Consider the following 19,205-nt stretch of genomic DNA (forward strand, 5'->3'; position numbering starts at 1 on the left):
TGTTTTTTCGCGGATGTTATTTTTTGGATTTGTTAATCGGGGAATTTCGCATGTAACGGCTCAGCCTTCAACCTGAGGCGTTCCCGGCGCCACACATGTGGCGCCGCCGCCGCGCTTCCGGCTTTGCTGCGACCGCGTTAACTTAATGATTTTAAAATATAATTTCTGCTTTCCCACTCTGGCGCCGCCTTTGCTCTCCCTTTCCGCAGGTTCGGTCCGAAAATCGAATCCCGGAAAATGAAAAATGCGCCGGCAATCGGCGACAGGGAGTTTGCAAATGCGAGACAAGGCGTCGGCGACAGCCGTTGCGACGGATGTTCTGAACCGGCTTGGCGCAGCGCTGGCGGCGGGCGACGTCCCTGCGGCGCTCGAATTGTTCCAGGCCGATTGCTATTGGCGCGACCTCGTGGCGTTCACATGGAACCTCAAGACGCTGGAAGGCAGGGAGCAGATCGGCGACATGCTGCGCGCGCAGCTTGGCGAAGCGCGCCCGGAAAACTGGCGAATCGCGGACGGCGAGGAGGCCAGCGAAACCGACGATGTGATCGAAGGCTGGATCGAATTCGAAACGGCGCTGGCGCGAGGCTATGGCCAGATCCGCATCAAGGAGGGCCGCATCTGGACCCTGCTCACCACAATGCAGGAGCTGAAAGGTTTCGAGGAGCCGATGGGCGTCCGGCGCCCGGCCGGGGCCAAGCATGGCATCGACGCCAGCCGCAAGACCTGGGCCGAGGAGCGCGCGCAGGAAGAAGCGGAGCTTGGCCTTTCCCGCCAGCCCTATTGCCTCATCATCGGCGGCGGACAGGGCGGCATCGCGTTGGCGGCGCGCCTGCGCCAGCTGGACGTGCCGACCATCGTCATCGACAAATACGCACGCCCCGGCGACCAATGGCGCAAGCGGTACAAGTCTTTGTGCCTGCATGATCCCGTCTGGTACGATCACCTGCCCTATATGCCCTTCCCGGACAATTGGCCGGTGTTTACGCCCAAGGACAAGATCGCCGACTGGCTTGAAATGTACGCCAAGGTCATGGAGATCAATTACTGGGCGTCCACCGAATGCGTGAAAGCGTCCTATGACGAGGCCGCGAAGGAATGGACGGTCATTGTTCGTCGCGAGGGCCGCGAAATTGAGCTGAAGCCCAAGCAGCTCGTGCTCGCCACCGGCATGTCCGGCAAGCCGAACCTGCCCAAGTTTCCAGGCATGGACATCTTCAAGGGCGAGCAGCAGCACAGCTCGCAGCACCCCGGCCCGGACGCCTATCGCGGCAAGAAAGTCGTGGTCGTCGGCGGCAATAATTCGGCGCATGACATCTGCGCGGCGCTGTGGGAAGGCGGCGCCGACGTGACCATGGTCCAGCGCTCGTCCACCCATATCGTCAAATCGGACTCGCTGATGGAGATCGGCCTTGGCGCCCTCTATTCGGAGCGCGCCGTAGCGTCCGGAATGACGACCAAGAAGGCGGACCTGACCTTCGCCTCCATGCCCTACAAGATCATGCATCAGTTCCAGATTCCGATTTACGACCGGATCCGCGAGCGCGACGCCGATTTCTACAAGCGGCTGGAGGACGCCGGATTCATGCTCGATTTCGGCGACGACGGCTCCGGCCTGTTCATGAAATATCTGCGGCGCGGCTCGGGCTATTACATAGACGTCGGCGCCTGCGATCTGGTCGCGGACGGTCGCATCAAGCTCAAGAGCGGCGTCAATGTCGCGCGCCTCACCGAGAACTCTGTCATCCTGACCGACGGAACGGAACTGCCCGCCGATCTGGTCGTCTACGCCACTGGCTTCAGCTCGATGAATGGCTGGGCCGCCGATCTGATCTCGCAGGAGGTCGCTGACCGTATCGGGAAGGTCTGGGGCCTCGGCTCGAACACCAGCAAGGACCCCGGCCCCTGGGAAGGCGAGCTTCGCAACATGTGGAAGCCGACCCAGCAGGAAGGGCTGTGGCTCCACGGCGGCAACCTGCACCAGTCGCGCCATTACTCGCTCTATCTCGCGCTCCAGTTGAAGGCCCGGAAGGAAGGACTTCCGATCCCCGTCTATGGACCGCAGCCCGTTCATCACCTGTCCTGAGTTCCGTGGAGTCAAAGGCGTTCCACTCCTGCGCGAGCGATCGCGCAGGCCGGGCGCCGTAGTGCCTAAACCAAACCAAAAAAATCACAGAGGAAGCGCTCAATGAAGTTTCAGTCCAACATCCGCCTGCGCCTGTTCGCCCTCGCCCTGCTCACGACCGCGGCGCCTTTCGCCGCGCGCGCCGAAACGGTCGAAGCGATGGGCATGGCCTCGCCCAACGACTGGCCGCAATATCACCGCAGCGGCGCGGCCTGGCGTTACAGCCCGCTGGATCAGGTCAACCGCGATAATGTCAAGACCCTCAAGGTCCAGTGGATCCACCAGCCGGGCGACATCACGCACGGACTGCAGGCGACGCCCATCGAGATCGATGGCGTGCTCTATTACATCGGGGCCTATAATCACGTTTATGCGCTCGACGGCGCGACCGGCAAGATGCTCTGGCAGTACAAGCCTAAGCTCGCTTCCGTCTCCAACGACGTGTTCTATGTCGCCGCCAGCCGCGGCGTCACCGTCGGGCGCGGCAAGGTCTTCCTCGGCACGCTCGACGGCCGCTTCATTGCGCTCGACCAGAAGACCGGCAAGGAAGTCTGGTCGCGCCAACTGACCGATCAGAAGAAGCAATATGGCGCGCTGTTCTCCTCGCCGCCACAGCTTGCGGGCGACGTTCTGTTCGGCGGCACCACCGGCGGCGACCAGCCCCAGCGCGGCAAGATCTACGCGGTCAATGCCGACACCGGCGAACCGGCCTGGACCTTCGACACGATCAAGGACGACCCGAAGAGCTGGGCGGGCGATTCGGGCAATGTCGGCGGCGGCGGCGCCTGGCTGCCGGGCACCTATGACGAGACGTCCGACACGATCTATATCGGCACGTCCAACGCCGCACCGGATTTCTTTGGCGCCGACCGCGAGGGCGACAACAAATATACCGCGACCTTGCTCGCGCTCGATCCCAAGACGGGCCAGCTGAAATGGCACCGGCAGGAAGTGCCGCATGACGTTTGGGATTACGACGCCGCCTATGAGGCGTTGCTTCTCCCCAAGACCGGCGAGAACAAGAGCGGCGAGAAATCGCTCGTTCACCTCAACAAGAACGGCTTCGTCTTTGTCATGAACAAGGACAATGGCGATCTCAAGAACGTCTGGAAGCTGGCCGAGAACGTCAATTCGGTGGCGACGATCGACCCCAAGACCGGCGAACTGGTCGGACGCAACGAGCCTAAGCCCAACGAGCGCGTTCTGCTTTGTCCGTGGCTGCTCGGCGCCCGCAGCTGGAACCACGGCGCCTACAGCCCCAAGACCGGACTCTGGTACACCAACACGATGGAGGCCTGTAACGAGGTGGTCTCGCGCCGCGACGATCCGAACGCGCTGAAAACCGTGAACGCGCTGTCGCTCGGCGTGGCAGAACTGAAGACCGTCGCGCCGCCGAGCGGCAAGGCGCTCGGCCGTCTCGTCGCGCGCGATCCAGTCACCGGCGCGGCGAAATGGAGTGTGGATTACGACATCCCCGCCCTGTCCAGCGTCCTGGCGACGGCTGGCGGCCTCGTGTTCAACGGCGACGTCGAAGGCAATATCTACGCCTATGACGCCGAAAGCGGGAAGAAGCTCTGGCAGTTCTTCGCCGGGTCCGGACTGCGCGGCGGGCCGATCAGCTATTCGATCAAGGGCAAGCAATATATCGCGGTGCCGACCGGCCTCGGCTCGCACGCCGTCGGCTTCATGGCCAGCGCCTTCCCCAAGGTGAAGGAACTGCCCGCCGGCGCCGCTCTCGTAGTCTTCGCCGTCAACTGAAGCGATTGAACCAGAACCCGGGGCGGCGGCCTGGCCGTCGCCCTTCGATCCGAGGGCGAAATATGCTTCGCAAGACAATCCTGCCAGTCGTTCTCTGCCTCGCGGCGCTTTCGGGCGTCGCGCGCGCGGAGGACAAGCCGCCGTTCGACCTGTCCGATCCGCATCGGATCGAAACCGGCCGGCTGCGCTTCAACGGCTCCTGCGCCGGCTATTGCCACGGCTTCGAAGGCATGGGCGGCAACGCCCCTTCCTTCAAGGGACGCGGCGACGATTTCGACCCTGACTACGCTTTCCGCACCATCACCAACGGGCGCAAGGGCTCGGGCGACGTCATGCCCCGATGGGGCGGCGCATTCACGCCCGAAGAGATCTGGGAGCTCGTCGCCTATCTCGAATTTCTCAGCAAGCAGAAAACCTGAAACCAACACCAAGGGGAGGCAAAATGGAAAATTCGCTTAGCAAAATCCGCCATATGGCGCTCGGCGCGGCTTTGACGATTCCGCTGGCGGCGGTTCCGCAGGCGCGGGCGTCCGACATCACCTTCGCGGTGATCGGGCCGCAGGAATATAACCTACCCGTCAATTTCAAAGACCCGTTCAACGTCTTCGTCCAATATGGCGAATTCAACAGCACGAACAAGGTCTGGACCCCTTCCGGCGGACTCTACAACACGAACGTCAACACGAACCTGTTCGTGGGCCTGTCCAAATATGTCCGCTTCTGGACCTTCGACAGCATACCGAACGTCGGCTTCGCCTATGAAGTGATTGTGCCGGAGGTGATGATCACGGGCGCCGGCTCCGCTGTCAAAGGCATCGGCGACCCGCTGACCGGCCCGGCGGTCTGGATCAAGCCTACCAAGGACACCACATTGGGCTTGCAGAGCTTCGTCCAGCTTCCGATCGGCGAGACCCAGGTCAGCAATCATTATTGGGCGAATTATTCATCCATCTTCTTCGATTGGGAAACGCCCTTGTTGGGCTTCACGGGTAACGCCGGCGCGGTGTTCCGGTCGATTCAGAGCGCACCGGGTGTGGCCCGCATCGACGAGGGCACCACGCTCCACGCAAATTTGCGTCTCAGTTGGAAGGCGACCAAATTGTGGGAGCCCTTTGTGGCCTTCGATTGGCAGACGACCGGCTCCGCCAATTTTGCCAATGGCGGAGGCGTCGCCGGGCTGGCCAACCAGGAGACGGCTCTGGGCGCGGGCGTCATGGCGCATTTCTCCGATGTGGCGTCGCTCACATTGCGCTATTCGCGTGGCGTGGAAGGCTACAACACGGGCTTGACCAACGCCGGCTATCTGAAATTCGCCTATGTCTGGTGAGTTCGCTACTCTGCCGGCAGGTTGATGCGGCGGCCTGCGACTGCCTCCTCCCCCTCCCCAGTCGTCGCGCACCGCATCGTGAAATCCCGGCCTCAGGCCGGGATTTCTTCATTGAGGCTTCCCGGCCCTAAAACGTCTCGACCCAGGGCCGCAACTCGACCTCGAACGACCAGGCGCTGCGCGGCTGGAGCAGCACGTCGACATAGGCCTGCGCGATGGCGTCGGGATCGAGAAAGCTGTCGGGCCTGCCGGGAAGGTCGTCGCGCCCGGGACCGCGCACCGCGCCGTCGATGACGAAATGGGCGACATGGACGCCTTTCGGCCCGAGTTCGCGGGCCGCGCTCTGGGCGAGGCCGCGCAAGGCGAATTTACTCATCGCGAAAGCGGCTGAAAGCGGAAAGCCCTTCACGCTCGCCGTCGCGCCGGTGAACAGGATCGCCCCGCCGCCGCGCGGAACCATCCGCCTCGCCGCCTGCTGGGCGACCAGAAAGCCGCCGAAAGCGCCGATGGCGATGGCTTTCTCGACCATGTCCGGATCAAGCTCCGTGATGGCGCCGCGCAGGCGGGCGCCAGCGTTGAAGATCACGACGTCGGGCGCGCCGAGGCGCGCCTCGACCGCGTCGAACAAGGCCGCGACCGATTGCGCATCCGAGGAGTCCGCGCCAAAGGCCACCGCCCCCGTTTCGGCGCACAGGGCGTCGAGCTTGCCGGTATTGCGCGCGGCCAGCGCCACCTTGACGCCGAGCGCCGCGAGCTTGCGGGCGACGGAGGCGCTGACGCCGGGTCCGGCGCCGACGATCAGCGCCACGCGATAGGGAAAATCGCTCATGCTCTTTGCCTCGTTGTGTACGGTATGGGCCTCGTTCGGCGCGGCCTTATCGCCGGTAGCGTGCGGCGGGATGTTCCTGTCGAAAATTCGGCAGCATCGCCATCCGCGCTGTTGCGAATTCGTTCCATTGCGCGATTTCGGGCAGCGGCGGAATCGTCACGGCCTCACCCCGATCAAACCCGACCAGCGCGGCATCGACAAGTTCCCAAACGTCCATCATGCCCGCGATGGCCTCGGCCGAGCGCCCGGAACGCTTCCAGATTTCAGTGCGCGTCGTTGCCGGCAATACGGCCTGAACATAGAGGCCGCGCGGTCCGAGTTCCGTTTGCAGCGATTGTGAAAGCGTCAGCATATAGCTCTTCGTCGCAGCATAGATGCCCGGCATGATTTCGGGCGCCAAAGCCAGAACCGAGGCGATATTGACAATCGCGCCGGCGCCCTCTGCCACGAAACGCGGGGCGACCGCGCGAGCGAGACGGGTCGGCGCGGTGACATTGAGGCGGATCAGCCAATCCTGCGCGGCGTTGTCGGCGTCGAGAAAGCCGCCTGGCAAGACGGCCCCGGCGTTGTTGATAAGGACGCCGATGCGCGGATCGTCCCTCAGGCGCGCCTCGATCTGTTCGAGTTCGGCGGCGACTGTAAGATCCGCCGGCAGGACGTCGATCGCTACGCCGGTTTCCGCGCGCAGCTTTGCCGCCGCCTCCCGCATGCGGTCGCCGTTTCGCGCGACCAGAACCAGATCATGGCCGCGGCGGGCGAACCTGTCGGCGTAAGCCGCGCCGATTCCCGACGACGCGCCGGTGACCAGCACCGTCTTCAGAGCTTGCTTGGTCATTTTACGCTCCACTTTTTAAAAACGAGACAGAGAACGGGAGGGCGCCGAGTTCACGCCGGTGGGATCGGAGCCTCGCGCAAGCGACGCGCCTCATAGGCTTTGGCATGGGCGTAGGCGATGCGCAGCAGCAAGCGCTCGGCCGCCTTGCCATTGGCGCGATGCAGCAGGTCGCCTAGAATCTGGTCGGCCTCAATTCGGCCACCGACTTCGATGTCGCGCAGCATCGAGGCGGTGATCGGCGAACCCGCCTGCGTCAGGGTCTCTCGCGTCCGCTCGATATGGCCCTGGCTCGGCGGAAAGCCGTTGGCTCCGGCGATGGAGGCGCATTCGTCGAACAGGCCTGCGGCCAGATCGCTGGCGCCAGCGGCGGCAATGTCGCCGATCGAAGCGCGCATCAAGCAAGTGACGCCCGCCAGAGCGGCGATGAAAATCCATTTTTCCCACATCTCTTGCCGGACCGACGCGCTTTCCCGCCCATCGAAGCCGACGCCCTCGAACAGCTTCGCCACCGCCGCAACGCGCGGCGAATGGACGCCCCCGAGATCGCCGAAGGTCAGGCCATGCATCGTGTTGAGGTGCGAGATGACGCCGCCGCTGCTGAGCGTCGCGGAGATCATGCACAGGCCGCCGAGCACTTTTTCGGCGCCAAAGCTCGCCGACAGGGCGTCGATATGCTTCATGCCATTGAGCAGCGGCAGGATGGCGGTCTCTGGCCCAACGGCGGCTGTGAAGGACTCCATCGCGCTTTCGAGATCATAGGCCTTGCAGCTCAGCAGAATGAGGTCGTAGGTCCCGCCGAGATCTTCCGCCGTCGCCAGCTGCGGCGCGGCCAGGCGCCAGTCGCCCAGGGGACTCAGGATCGTCAGCCCGTTTTGCCGCAATTCGGAGGCGCGGCGGGGACGCACCAGAAAAGTGACGTCGCGCCCGGCCTGCGCCAGCCTGCCGCCGAAATAGCCGCCGACTGCTCCGGCTCCAATCACAAGGGTCCTCATGCCGCGCCCTCGATGTTCAGCGGAGGCGCCGCGACGCGACGCGGCGCGACCAGTTTCGCGGTCAGGATCTGCACGATTTCGCCGCGCTGGTTGCGCGTTTCGCTGCGCACCGTGACCATGCCGCGATCCGGCCGCGAACGCGACGGGTTGATCTCGACCACTTCGCTTTCGACGGTCAGAATATCGCCGGGCCGGGTCGGCCTCGGCCAGGCGATCTCGCCGCCCGCCCCGATGATCCCATTGGCGATAAAGGCGCCTTCGCCGACGAGAAGCCGCATGGTGACCGCCGCGACATGCCACCCACTCGCGGCCAGTCCACCGAAGAACGTCTCCTCTGCCGTCGCTTCGTCGGTATGAAACGGCTGCGGATCATATTGCCGGGCGAAGGCCTTGATGTCCTCGGCAGTCAGCTCGCAGGACGCGCTGACGAAGCGCTGTCCGACAGACAGGTCTTCCAGAAAGGCGGGTGATGGATGCGCGAGCGTCGTGGACATGGCCAACCTCAGTCTGATAAGCTTCGTAACTTGCATGATGCTAGTAACGCCCCAAACTAGAGCGACGGATGCCCGTCCCGCAAGTCCGGACAGATTTCAAATGAAGCGAAAGCCCTTTGGAGAAATGCAATGTCCAATCGCCCGCAGCCTTGAGCGCGTCGGCGAATGGTGGAGCATTCTCATCCTGCGAGACGCTTTGAACGGGCTGAAACGGTTTGACGAGTTGCAGCGCAGCCTCGACATCGCGCCCAATATGCTGACGCGGCGGTTGCGCGCGCTGGTGGACGCCGGCCTGCTGGAGCGCCGCCTCTATCAAGAGCGTCCCGCGCGCCATGAATATGTGCTCACCGATTGCGGACGCGACTTTCGACCGGTCGTGATCGCGCTGCTCGCCTGGGGCAACCGAAATTTCACGCCGGAGGGGCGCGCGGTGACGCTGGTCAACCGAGAGACGGGGCTGGAAGCCGATCCAATCCTGGTCGATGCGGTCAGCGGCCGCCCCATGAGCGACGCGATTTTCAAACTTGTCCGCAATCCAGGCGAAGCGGCGCGGGGTCGCCGGTCTTAGGGCGCTCATTTTCGTGCGAGGCCTGCCTTATGGACGCTCGCCTCTTGACGCCGCGTAAATCCATCCTATCTCCATCCATATGGATGGTATAAGGATGGTCGCAATGACTGGGAATATTCAGGAGCTTCGCCCGCGAACGCCCGACAGCGAGAAGATCACGATCAATCTGGGCTATGTCGATCTCGGCCATATCGACCTGCTGGTGGAGGAAGGCTTTTTTTCCAACCGCACCGATTTTATCCGCACCGCGATCCGTAATCAGCTTGATCGCCATCAGGAGGCTGTCAAGCAATCGGTCACCCGGCACAAGCTCGACCTCGGCTTGCGACGATACAGCCGCGAGGACCTTGAGGCCGCCCGCGCGCGCGGAGAGAAGCTTCATATCCAGGTCCTCGGGCTGGCGGTGATCGCCAACGACGTCCCGCCTGAGCTCGCGGCGGAAACCATCGCCTCCATTCACGTCCTTGGCGCCTTGCAAGCCAGTCCGGCGGTAAAAGCGGCGCTGTCCGGACGCGTCGCCTAGCCTCCCCTTCTCATATTCAAAGACCCGCGCCTTCCCGCGCCGCAGTTCCCGCTGACCGAGGAATTTAGATCATGAATGCTCCAACGAAGATCGACATGCTTGCCGCCCTTCGACTTACGAGAGAGGGCCGGCTCGAAGAGGCTATGACCGCCTTGCGCGGCGCGTTCTCAAGCGCTCCGCAATCGAATATTGAGCCGGAGTTTGAGTCGAGCGCTCCGTCCCGGACTTTTGGGGGCGCGAGCTTGCCTCGGATTTCCCTTCGCGAGACGCTGGGCGGACTTGTCGAACGCCTCGGACGGCTTCGTCCGACGCCCCCGCTCGACGAGGCTTTCGCGCAAGCCTCGGACCCCGCGCCGGCGCGTAAAGCGGATGGTTCGCGGTTCGAACAGCGCAGCTTCGCCAATGCCGCCGGCGTTCGCGCTTACAAGCTTTACGTCCCGAGCGGCTTTAACGGCCAACCCCTGCCGCTTGTGGTGATGCTGCATGGCTGCGCCCAGTCGCCCGACGATTTTGCCGCCGGCACGCGGATGAATCATCTGGCCGAGGAGCAGACTTTCCTCGTCGCCTATCCGGCGCAACCCCAGTCGGCCAATGCCGGAAAATGCTGGAACTGGTTCAAATCCGGGGATCAGCAGCGCGATCGCGGCGAGCCCTCGCTGATCGCGGGGATCACCCGCCAGATCATGGAAGAATTTCCGGTCGCACAGGGGCGGGTCTATATCGCCGGCCTGTCCGCCGGGGGCGCGGCGGCGGCGATCATGGGTTCAGCCTATCCTGACCTCTATGCCGCAATCGGCGTTCATTCCGGACTGGCCTGCGGCGCCGCCCGCGACATGCCCTCGGCCTTCACGGCGATGAAGAACGGCGGGTCGCCAGCCGCGACATCACGAGCAAGCGCTGTCCCGGCCATCGTGTTCCATGGCGACAGCGACACCACGGTCCATCCGGTCAATGGCCACGAAGTGATCACGCAGGCGAAAGCCGGGGCGAAGCTTGATCCGAAAGTCACCGGCGGCGTCTCTCCCAACGGGCGCAAATACACGCAGACCGTCCACGTCGACGCAGGCGGACGGCCGATGGCGGAGCATTGGGTTCTCCATGGCTCCGGTCACGCCTGGTCCGGCGGCAGCGCCGCGGGGTCCTACACCGATCCGCATGGCCCCGACGCCAGCCGGGAAATGATGCGCTTTTTCGCCCATCACCGCATCAGGTGATCACGCCGGAGCCGCAGGCGACCGCCGCCCCGGCTCCTTTTTGGTTAGCCGGCCGATCCATGCCGTTCGGGATCCGGCGTCACAACGGGGTGCAGACGCACGACATACCAGCACAGTAGCGCGACCGGGATTCCGATCAGCGAAGTCGCCACGAAAAACATCGTGAAACCGGTATGCGCGATGACAAAGCCCGACGAGCCCGCGAGAAGGCTTCCGGGAAAGGCGCAGAGCGACGTGAGCAGGGCAAATTGGCTCGCCGCAAGCTCAGTTGCCGTGAGCGACGACATGTAGTTGATGAGCACCACTTGCGCGAAGGCATAGGCGAAACCTTCGATGCTGACCGCGAGGGCGAAGCCCCAGAAATCGCCGCCGCTTTGGGTGGCGAGCCAGGCGAGGCTCAGATGCGCGGCCGATCCCGCCACCGTGCCGACGAGCAGGCTTGGCATCAGGCCGATCCTGCGAATGATATAGGCGCTGAAGAATGTGGCGGCGAGCGCGATCCAGAAGCCGAATAATTTGGTGACCGTCGCAATCTCAGTATCCGAATAATGCAGGCTCTTGAACAGCGGCATGGCCATTGCGCTCGAAATATAGCCAGGCAAGCGGAAACCCGCGATCATCAGGAAGATCGGCAGCGCCAGCGGCCCGAGCCGCGTGATCATTTCCTTGATTGGCGCGATGACCGTGGCGACAAAACCGGGATGCTTGTGGCTGACCGTAAAATCGGAATCGGGCTCCGGCGCGATGAAGGCCGAGACCGCGCCGACCAGCATCAGGCTCGCCATGAAGAAATAGGCGGCAGGCCAGCCATATCTGTCTGCGAGCAGCAAGGCGCCGGCGCCGGCGGCGAGATTGCCGAAACGATATCCCATCTCGCTGATGGCAGTCATGACGGACTGCTTGGCCACGGGAACGGACGTGATGCGCCAGCCGTCGATGGTGACGTCCTGCGTCGCCCCGGCGACCCCAAGCGCCAGCGAAAAAGCCACGGTATAGCCGAGGAAATGGGCCGGATCGCCGAAGGCGACGCCCATCAGCGACAACATCACGGCGATCTGCGAGAGAACGATCCACCCGCGCCGACGCCCGAGCAGCGCGCTGAAAACCGGCGCGTCATATTTGTCGAGGAACGGCGCCCAGATGAATTTGAGCTTATAGGCGATGGTGAGTTCGCTCATCAGCCCGATGGTCTGGATTGGAACCTGGGCGTCCGACAGCCAGGCCGCCTGCGTCGGATAGACCAGCAGATAGGGCATGCCCGCGCTGAAGCCGAGGCCCAGCATCGCCAGATAGCGCCGGTCCGCCGACAGATGGGCGAGGAGGGAGTCCTTTTCGGGAACGGTCGTCATTCGCAATTCCTTCGCCACTGGTCGAGGCCCAGGAAGGCTACACCGCCGTGAGCGAACCGTCAGCCATGGCGCAACGCGACCAGAACAACCTCGGAGAACGCGAGGCGCATCGCGAGACGCCGTCACGGCGAAAAACGCCCCTCGGATCAAAATTCTGCGTTAGAAGCTGCTTTTCAAAGCCTTCTTCAGCGAGCACGGCGCCGTCGAACATGACCAACATTGCATTCTCGTGGCGGCCAATGGCGGCCGCCGATCTTGAAACGGTCAGCCGGATCGCCGGCAAGGTTCACGCATTGCTGCCAGAGAGGCCGGACGTGCTCGCGGAAAAATTCCGCCTCTTTCCGCGAGGCTGCTTCATTTTCGAAAGCGACAAAGCCATGCTTGGCTATGCGATTGCCCATCCATGGATGCTCGGCGACATTCCTCCGCTGGATGGCTTTCTCAATGAACTGCCCAAGACGCCGGAATGCCTGTACCTGCATGACGCCGCCCTGCTCCCGGAGGGTCGAGGCCATTCCGCGTCGCCTCGATTGATCGAAGATTTGCGACGAGTGGCGGCATCAATCGATCTGCATTGGCTCGCGCTCGTGTCTGTCTATCGAACCTATCTGTTGTGGGGCCGTTTCGGATTTTCAACCGTTCAGGATCCAGCCCTATCGGACAAGCTCAGTACTTACGGCCCGAGCGCGCAATATATGACCGCGCCGGTCTGAGAGCGTTCCCGGAACAGACCAGGCCTCGCGACACAGCGCGGCATCTCGCCGTGCCGCGCCCCCTCCTCCGGCCCGCTGCGGGCGCGGTTTTTGCTTCTTTCTCGGGACAACCGCGCGGTCGGCGATATTTCCGCGCATTTTTATCGGAGACTTTCGTGACCCATCTCCCGCCGGAAGCGTTGAAAAGATTCATCTGGGACATTCAGTCCATGGTTGAACTTGCGGAAAGCGAGCGGGAAATTCTTTTGATTGGTCGCGATCTCATGACGCGGCTTATCGCCATGGACAATTGGCTCCCGCCCGCCTTTTCCATCGCCGACCCCGCCTGCGGACAACAATTTCAGCTCTATGCCGACGCCATGGAGCGCTTTACCATCGTCAGCACGGTTCTGGCGCCTGGTCAGGCGGCGGCGGTCGGCGTCGAACCCTTCTGGCAAGTTTCCGGCGTCCTGCGCGGCGCTTTTTCGCGTCGCAGCTTCGATGTCGATGCGGAAAGCAGAATTTTGCCCGGCGGCAAGGAGCAAAAGCTCGACCGCGGCGCCATCTTGACCTCGTCGGCGCGCGGCGCCGCGCAACTTGTCAATCTGCATTCAGATCGCGTCTCGATCGCAATTCAGGTTTTCGGCGGCGATATCGGCAAGACGCCGCGTCTTACATTGACGCAGGAAGGCGCCGCGCAATTCGGGCCGACCTCCTACGCCAATGTTCCTGACGCCCCGCCCTACAACATCTGGACGATCCAGACCCGGATCGAGGACTGATCCGCGACAAGCTGGACGGCGCCACGAGACCGTCGCCGCACCGCAGGAGGGCTCCATGACGGTGGAAAGTAACAGGCTTGGTGAAGAGACCAGCCCTTATTTGCTTCAGCACCGGCATAATCCAGTGCGCTGGCAGGCCTGGTCCACAGAGACGCTCGCACTCGCCAAGCGATTGGGACGACCCGTGCTGCTCTCGGTGGGCTACGCCGCATGCCACTGGTGCCACGTCATGGCGCATGAATCTTTCGAGAACGCCGAAATCGCGGCGCTAATGAACAAATATTTCGTCAATGTGAAGGTGGACCGGGAAGAGCGGCCGGACATCGACTATTTGTATCAACAAGCCTTGACGATGATGTTGGGCCGGCGCGGCGGCTGGCCATTGACGATGTTCCTCACGCCAGACGGCCAGCCTTTCTGGGGCGGCACTTATTTTCCACCCGTCAGGCAAGGCGGAAGACCCGGTTTCGCCGAGGTGCTGCAAACCATCGCCGAGCTTTGGCGCAAGCGAGACAATTCGATCGACCATAATGTCAAGCAACTCGGCGCGGGGCTGGCGAGCCTGTCGGAGACGGCTCCAGGCGAACCGATCTCGCCCGAACTCGTCTCAACCATTTGCGAGCAGCTGGAACAAAGACTCGACCGTGTCGACGGCGGCTTCGGCGTTGCGCCAAAATTCCCGCAGACGCCGAGCCTCGATTTTCTCTGGAGGACCTGGAAGCGAACAGGAGGCGATTCGTTGCGGCAGGGCGTCGTTTTGACGCTCGATCATATTGCGCAGGGCGGCGTCTACGACCATTTGGGCGGCGGCTTTGCGCGCTACTCCACCGACAATCACTGGCTCGCGCCGCATTTCGAGAAAATGCTCTACGACAACGCGCAGCTGATCGAGTTGCTGACCGAAGTCTGGCAAGATGAGCGCCGCGAACTTTATAGCTTGCGCGTGGCCGAGACGATCCAGTGGCTGGCGCGCGAGATGCGCGCGCCAGGCGGCGGATTCGCCAGCAGTCTCGACGCCGACAGCGAAGGCGAGGAAGGCAGGTTCTATGTTTGGAGCGAGGCCGAAATCAACGACGCGCTGGGTCCGCGCGCGCCACTTTTCGCGCACGCCTATGGCGTCAGCCGCGAGGGCAATTGGGAACATGGCAAGTCCATCCTCAATCGCCTCGGGTCGATCGAATTGCTGGACGAAAACGCCGAGGCGGCATTGGCGCGAGACCGCGCGATCCTGTTCTCGCTGCGCGAAAGCCGCGTCAGGCCCGAGTGCGACGACAAGGTTCTGGCGGATTGGAATGGATTGACGATCGCCGCCATCGCAAAGGCGGCTTGCGTGTTTGAACGCAGGGACTGGCTCGAAATCGCGGTCGAGGCCTTCGATTTCGTGAGAGGCGCGATGACGACGACGGATGGCCGTCTGCTTCATTCCTGGCGAGGGGGACGCGCGCGTCATCCGGCTGTCCTCGATGATTATGCCGCGATGTGCAGGGCGGCTCTGGCGCTCCATGAAGCAACCGGGGCGCCGTCTTTTCTCGAATGCACGAGGGCTTGGGCCGAGCATGTCGAAGGTCATTATCGAGATCGAAATGGCGGCTATTTTTTCACCGCCGACGACGCCGAAACGCTGATCGCGCGCGCCAAAATCGCCGAGGATTCAGCGGCCCCCTCCGGCAATGGCATGATGTTGCAAGCGCTGGCGCAGCTCTATCATCTGACCGGCGAGAGCTTCTATCGGGAACGCGCGGAAGGAATCGTCAATGCCTTTTCGGGGACGGTTCGCCAACGCCTTCTTGGCTTTTCGTCCCTGCTGAACGGCATGGAGATGCTGCGAGACTCCATGCAGATCGTCGTGATTGGTCAGGCGGACGGCGCCGATACGGCGGCGCTGAAGCGCGTGATCTACCACGTCAGCCGACCCGGTCGCACTGTCAATTTGATCGCGCCCGGGGCCCCGCTTCCTTCCACGCATCCAGCTTTCGGTAAAACCGCGCTCCATGGCCACGCCACGGTCTATGTCTGCCGGGGCATGGTCTGTTCACTGCCCATCGTCGAGCCGGAAGCGCTCGCTGCGGCGCTGCGCGAAGCGTGAATTTCATCAAGTTTTCTATCCTCGCCGCCAGACGCTGGCCAGCCAGGGCTGCGCGCCCGGCGGCGCTCCGCTCGGCCGGTAATAATGTTCGATTTCGACGAAGCCCGCCGCCAATCCGAAAGCGCGCCAGCTTTCGGGCGCATGAAAGACGCCATAGCGTCCGTCGCTCCAGCCTTCCTGATTGGCTCCGTGCGGGATTGAACTGAACAGCACGCCCTCGGGTTTCAGCGCATCGTGAAGCTGGCGCAGGACGCGCGGCAATTCGCGGCTCGGCACATGAAACAACGACGCATTGGCGAAAATTCCGTCGAAATGCCCTTGAGGCAAATCAAGTGCGAGAAAATCCTGCCGCCACACCTCGCAACCGCTATGGATACGCGCCATTTCGGCGAAGCGCTCCGCACCGTCGAGGCCAATCGCGACATGCCCCAGCTCAGCGAAAACCTTCAAATCACGTCCCGGCCCGCAACCGAAATCGAGCAACGTGAAAGGAGCCGCGCCACGAATGTGACGGAGCAGAGCCGCAATGTTTTGCATGACGTCGTGCCCGCGCGTGCCCTCCCAGAAAGCATCGGCGCGCCGATTGTAATGGTCGAGCGTGACGCCGACGACAGTTTCCAAATCATCCCCGCCTGAACCCATTCTCACGCCTCCGAACAATCGATTCGCCGAGGCCGATGCCGCAAAGATCGGTCCAAGCCCGAAAGACGCCGGCTTGGCGCGATCAGTGGCAGACGGCACGGATGATGCATCTCGCCATAGAATTGTCGGGACCCGGAAAAGCATAGGCGGAAGGCGGCGCGATTGAAACAATTCTCCATCAGCTGTTCGCAGTTCGACGCGCCTAAGTTCGGCTTTGATGTGGGCGCGGATGGCTGCGCCGCTTCGCGCCGCAAGGCGTCGATTTCGGGCCAGAGTGGCGCCCCCAACCGTTTCCCCATGGATCCGGCGCGATGATTGAACCTATGCGCGCCGTCCTCATCGAACTCGATGGCGTGGCCCTTCCCATGGCTTTCGCAACCGAGACGCTGACCCCTCTCACGCAGACGCGGCTTGGAGCCTTTGTCGCGGAACATGCCGAGGATCCGGATGTGGAGGAGGCTTTGGAGGAAACCGGACGTCTCCTCGGGGGCTATGACTTGCAGCCCGGACAGGCCGAATTGGTGTTGTTGCGGTGGTTGAAGCAGAACCGCAAGATGACCCCGCTGAAGACGCTACAGGGCATGATCTTGCGGGAGAGCTATGAAGCTGGCGCGATCAAGGCCGAGCTTTATCCGGACGTGGCGGCGGCGCTGAAGTCATGGGCCTCCGCCGGGCTTCGTCTCTTCATCTATTCATCCTATTCGCGATTGGCGCAGCAACTCCTGCTGAGCCACGGCGCCTCGGGCGACCTCGCGAGTCTGTGCGAAGCGTTCTTCGACACATCGGCCGGCCAGAAAACCGAACCGGCCTCCTACCGTGAGATTTGCGAACGCCTAGCCTTGCCTCCGGCATCGGTGCTCGTTCTGTCGGGCGATGAGGAGGAATTGGATGCCGCCCGGTCGGCGGGCCTTGCGACGGTATTTATCGCGCGCGAGGACGGCGCCGACAGTGGACATCCGGTTCACCCGGATTTTGCTTCATTGGTCCTGGAATGCTCTGCGGAGCCGCCGCCAAAAGACAAGATCGCGGATGACCTCCCAGCCGTCGGCAAGACGGCCAGTTTCATTCTTGAAACCAGAAGCGGAACGCGTCAGGAAATCACAGGCAAGACGGGCGTCTCCTTGATGAAATTGATCCGGCGCGCCGGAGTCGAAGAGTTGATCGCGCAATGCGGCGGCAGTTGCGCCTGCGCGACATGCCATGTCTACGTCACCTTGCCTCAAGGCGTTGAAGCGCCCTCCGCCGGGGCTGGAGAAACGCGCATGCTTGCGGCGGCCAGCCATCGCAGGATCGGCTCGCGCCTCGCCTGCCAGATCAAGTTCGACGATGCGTTCGACGGCATGGAGGTCCTTGTCGCCCCCGAGACTCCGATGGCCCTTTAAAGTCTCCGTGGATTTAACATGCGACATCGCCAACTCGGCCAATCCGGCCTCCGCTGCGCGCCCCTGGTGCTGGGCTGTCATGTCTTCGGCTGGACTGCGAGCGAAGCCGTCTCCCACGCCATTCTCGACGCATTTGTCGAGCGCGGCTTTGCGATGATCGACACCGCCGATACCTATTCAAATTGGGCGCCCGGCCATTGCGGCGGGGAATCCGAGACGATCATCGGGAATTGGTTGAGAACGACCGGCAAGCGCGAGCAGGTCCTGATCGCGACCAAGGTCGGCGGCGACATGAAAAACGTCGGCAAGGGGCTTTCTAAAGCCCATATCATCCGCTCCGCCGAGGAATCGCTCCGCAGGCTTGGGACCGACCGCATCGATCTCTATCAGGCGCATTTCGACGACACCGCGACCTCCTTCGAGGAGACGCTCGAAGCTTTCGCAAGCCTCCTTCAAAGCGGGAAAGTCCGGTCGATCGGCGCCTCGAATTATTCGGCGCCGCGCCTCGCCGAAGCACTGGCGACCGCCCGCGGCCATGGGCTTCCGCTCTATAGCTGCCTGCAGCCGCATTATAATCTCGTGACACGCGGCTTTTACGAGGGCGGTCTGCAGCAGCTCTGCCAGCAAGAGGAAATAGGCGTCATTCCCTTTCGCGGGCTCGAAGCCGGATTGCTCACGGGGAAATATCGCTCCATGGCCGATACGGTCGGCGCCGCGCGGGGCGCGGTGGTCGCGCGAATGCTGGACGATCGCAGCCTCGACATCTTGCGCGAACTCGACGCCGCCGCTGTTCGGTGCGGCGCCACGCCGGCGCAGATCGCCCTCGCCTGGCTGCTGGCCCGGCCCGGCGTAACGGCGCCAATCGTCAGCGTCACGAGCCTCGCTCAACTCGATGAAATTTGCGGCGCGACGGAAATTTCGCTCGACGCCCGAACATTGATGCGGCTCGATCTCATAAGCGCCTGAGTGGGCGAAGCAAATTGTCCCGCCTTGGGGTTTCAGCCGCCGTGCTCGATTAGTTGCGGCAGCCTTTTCACGAGTGATTTCAACACGCTTTCCGAGCCTTTGCGCAGGATGTCATAGATCGCGTCCGCCTCGGGGCCGGCCTCGATTCCTTCCTGGACATAGACAAAATGCGTGCCGCCATCCGGCAGCGGCGAGAGCGTCCAAGTAACCGTCGTGTCCATGTGTCGGCCAAAACCCTTGAGCTCGGCGTGACCGCCCGTCCATCTGAAACGCAACATGCTGTTGGGTTCGACAGCGAGAACCACACATTTGAACTCGCCATCCCAACGCTCGATCGGGCGGCTCCAGATTGTGAACTTATGGCCCACCACGGGATCTATGTCGTTTGGAAAGAACCAAACCGAGAGCGATTCGGAATCGGTTATGGCGCGCCAGACAGCCTCGATCGGATGTTCGATGTCTTTTTCGGTCGTGAGGCTACGTGTGTTTGAAACGTCAAGCATGGTCGCGTCCCGCCGAGTGGTGTAGCTGAGTAGGAGCAAGCCGCTTGCGAAGCGCGCTTATCATAGCGCCGTAGCGAGCGAGCGGCTTGCGGTGGTCATCGACGATTTCTGTGGTCAGAGTCGGGTTGCGAACATCAACGC

General features: G+C 62.7%; 19 protein-coding genes. 12 read left to right on the top strand and 7 right to left on the bottom strand.

Annotated elements, in window-relative coordinates; genetic code table 11:
- The first annotated feature begins 277 nt into the window (after positions 1-277).
- The 4 genes from QZ409_RS00990 to QZ409_RS01005 all read left to right on the top strand — a co-directional run bounded on the left by QZ409_RS00990 (position 278) and on the right by QZ409_RS01005 (position 5,207).
- Positions 278-2,083, top strand: coding sequence for an NAD(P)/FAD-dependent oxidoreductase (locus tag QZ409_RS00990; RefSeq protein WP_296706179.1), 1,806 nt, complete (start codon positions 278-280; stop codon positions 2,081-2,083).
- 102 nt (positions 2,084-2,185) lie between these two features.
- On the top strand, positions 2,186-3,880 hold the full coding sequence (locus tag QZ409_RS00995) for a PQQ-binding-like beta-propeller repeat protein (RefSeq protein ID WP_296706180.1): 1,695 nt from the start codon (positions 2,186-2,188) through the stop codon (positions 3,878-3,880).
- Positions 3,881-3,942: 62 nt separating this feature from the next.
- Positions 3,943-4,299 carry a cytochrome c gene (locus QZ409_RS01000; protein ID WP_296706181.1) on the top strand — a complete coding sequence of 119 codons (357 nt, stop codon included), beginning with the start codon at positions 3,943-3,945 and terminating at the stop codon, positions 4,297-4,299.
- 23 nt (positions 4,300-4,322) lie between these two features.
- Positions 4,323-5,207: a transporter gene (locus QZ409_RS01005; protein WP_296706182.1), complete on the top strand. Its 885-nt coding sequence runs from the start codon at positions 4,323-4,325 to the stop codon at positions 5,205-5,207.
- 127 nt (positions 5,208-5,334) lie between these two features.
- Here the strand turns inward: QZ409_RS01005 and QZ409_RS01010 are convergent, their stop codons facing one another.
- Genes QZ409_RS01010 through QZ409_RS01025 form a run of 4 tightly spaced genes read right to left on the bottom strand, consistent with a single transcriptional unit; the run spans position 5,335 to position 8,357 of the window.
- Positions 5,335-6,036 (bottom strand): SDR family NAD(P)-dependent oxidoreductase, encoded by a 702-nt coding sequence (locus tag QZ409_RS01010; RefSeq protein WP_296706183.1) that lies wholly within the window; start codon positions 6,034-6,036, stop codon positions 5,335-5,337.
- 46 nt (positions 6,037-6,082) lie between these two features.
- Positions 6,083-6,871, bottom strand: a complete 789-nt coding sequence (locus tag QZ409_RS01015) for an SDR family oxidoreductase (protein ID WP_296706184.1) — start codon at positions 6,869-6,871, stop codon at positions 6,083-6,085.
- A gap of 50 nt (positions 6,872-6,921) precedes the next feature.
- Positions 6,922-7,863 carry a 2-dehydropantoate 2-reductase gene (panE, locus tag QZ409_RS01020; protein ID WP_296706185.1) on the bottom strand — a complete coding sequence of 314 codons (942 nt, stop codon included), beginning with the start codon at positions 7,861-7,863 and terminating at the stop codon, positions 6,922-6,924.
- On the bottom strand, positions 7,860-8,357 hold the full coding sequence (locus tag QZ409_RS01025) for a MaoC family dehydratase (protein WP_296706186.1): 498 nt from the start codon (positions 8,355-8,357) through the stop codon (positions 7,860-7,862). The genes panE and QZ409_RS01025 overlap by 4 nt, the downstream gene beginning before the upstream one ends.
- 124 nt (positions 8,358-8,481) lie before the next feature.
- Here QZ409_RS01025 and QZ409_RS01030 point away from each other — a divergent pair, with 124 nt between their 5' ends.
- The 3 genes from QZ409_RS01030 (at position 8,482) to QZ409_RS01040 (ending at position 10,662) form a co-directional block, all read left to right on the top strand.
- Positions 8,482-8,925, top strand: a complete 444-nt coding sequence (locus tag QZ409_RS01030; RefSeq protein WP_296706187.1) for a helix-turn-helix domain-containing protein — start codon at positions 8,482-8,484, stop codon at positions 8,923-8,925.
- 103 nt (positions 8,926-9,028) lie between these two features.
- Positions 9,029-9,448: a CopG family transcriptional regulator gene (locus QZ409_RS01035; protein ID WP_296706188.1), complete on the top strand. Its 420-nt coding sequence runs from the start codon at positions 9,029-9,031 to the stop codon at positions 9,446-9,448.
- Positions 9,449-9,519: 71 nt separating this feature from the next.
- Positions 9,520-10,662 (top strand): PHB depolymerase family esterase, encoded by a 1,143-nt coding sequence (locus QZ409_RS01040; RefSeq protein ID WP_296706189.1) that lies wholly within the window; start codon positions 9,520-9,522, stop codon positions 10,660-10,662.
- A gap of 44 nt (positions 10,663-10,706) precedes the next feature.
- On the opposite strand, the gene QZ409_RS01045 is transcribed toward QZ409_RS01040, so the two are convergent.
- Positions 10,707-12,011, bottom strand: a complete 1,305-nt coding sequence (locus QZ409_RS01045) for an MFS transporter (protein WP_296706190.1) — start codon at positions 12,009-12,011, stop codon at positions 10,707-10,709.
- Positions 12,012-12,220: 209 nt separating this feature from the next.
- Here QZ409_RS01045 and QZ409_RS01050 point away from each other — a divergent pair, with 209 nt between their 5' ends.
- The 3 genes from QZ409_RS01050 to QZ409_RS01060 all read left to right on the top strand — a co-directional run bounded on the left by QZ409_RS01050 (position 12,221) and on the right by QZ409_RS01060 (position 15,571).
- Complete coding sequence (locus tag QZ409_RS01050) at positions 12,221-12,724, top strand: GNAT family N-acetyltransferase (protein ID WP_296706191.1); 504 nt, start codon at positions 12,221-12,223, stop codon at positions 12,722-12,724.
- 155 nt (positions 12,725-12,879) lie between these two features.
- Positions 12,880-13,485, top strand: a complete 606-nt coding sequence (locus QZ409_RS01055; RefSeq protein ID WP_296706192.1) for a hypothetical protein — start codon at positions 12,880-12,882, stop codon at positions 13,483-13,485.
- Positions 13,486-13,540: 55 nt separating this feature from the next.
- Entirely contained in the window at positions 13,541-15,571 is a 2,031-nt protein-coding gene (locus QZ409_RS01060; protein WP_296706193.1) for a thioredoxin domain-containing protein, read from the top strand.
- Positions 15,572-15,586: 15 nt separating this feature from the next.
- Here the strand turns inward: QZ409_RS01060 and QZ409_RS01065 are convergent, their stop codons facing one another.
- The gene (locus QZ409_RS01065; protein ID WP_296706194.1) at positions 15,587-16,192 is read right to left on the bottom strand and encodes a class I SAM-dependent methyltransferase; all 606 of its coding nucleotides are present in this window, start codon (positions 16,190-16,192) and stop codon (positions 15,587-15,589) included.
- A gap of 332 nt (positions 16,193-16,524) precedes the next feature.
- On the opposite strand from QZ409_RS01065, the gene mtnC reads away from it, so the two are divergent.
- Positions 16,525-17,595, top strand: coding sequence for an acireductone synthase (gene mtnC, locus QZ409_RS01070; protein ID WP_296706195.1), 1,071 nt, complete (start codon positions 16,525-16,527; stop codon positions 17,593-17,595).
- Positions 17,596-17,613: 18 nt separating this feature from the next.
- Positions 17,614-18,561, top strand: coding sequence for an aldo/keto reductase (locus QZ409_RS01075; protein WP_296706196.1), 948 nt, complete (start codon positions 17,614-17,616; stop codon positions 18,559-18,561).
- A 32-nt stretch (positions 18,562-18,593) separates the two neighbouring features.
- On the opposite strand, the gene QZ409_RS01080 is transcribed toward QZ409_RS01075, so the two are convergent.
- Positions 18,594-19,064 carry an SRPBCC domain-containing protein gene (locus QZ409_RS01080; RefSeq protein WP_296706197.1) on the bottom strand — a complete coding sequence of 157 codons (471 nt, stop codon included), beginning with the start codon at positions 19,062-19,064 and terminating at the stop codon, positions 18,594-18,596.
- Between the last annotated feature and the right edge of the window lie 141 nt (positions 19,065-19,205).

Origin of the sequence: Rhodoblastus sp. (assembly GCF_019449565.1) — a bacterium.
In the GTDB taxonomy this organism is placed as follows: Bacteria; Pseudomonadota; Alphaproteobacteria; order Rhizobiales; family Beijerinckiaceae; genus Rhodoblastus.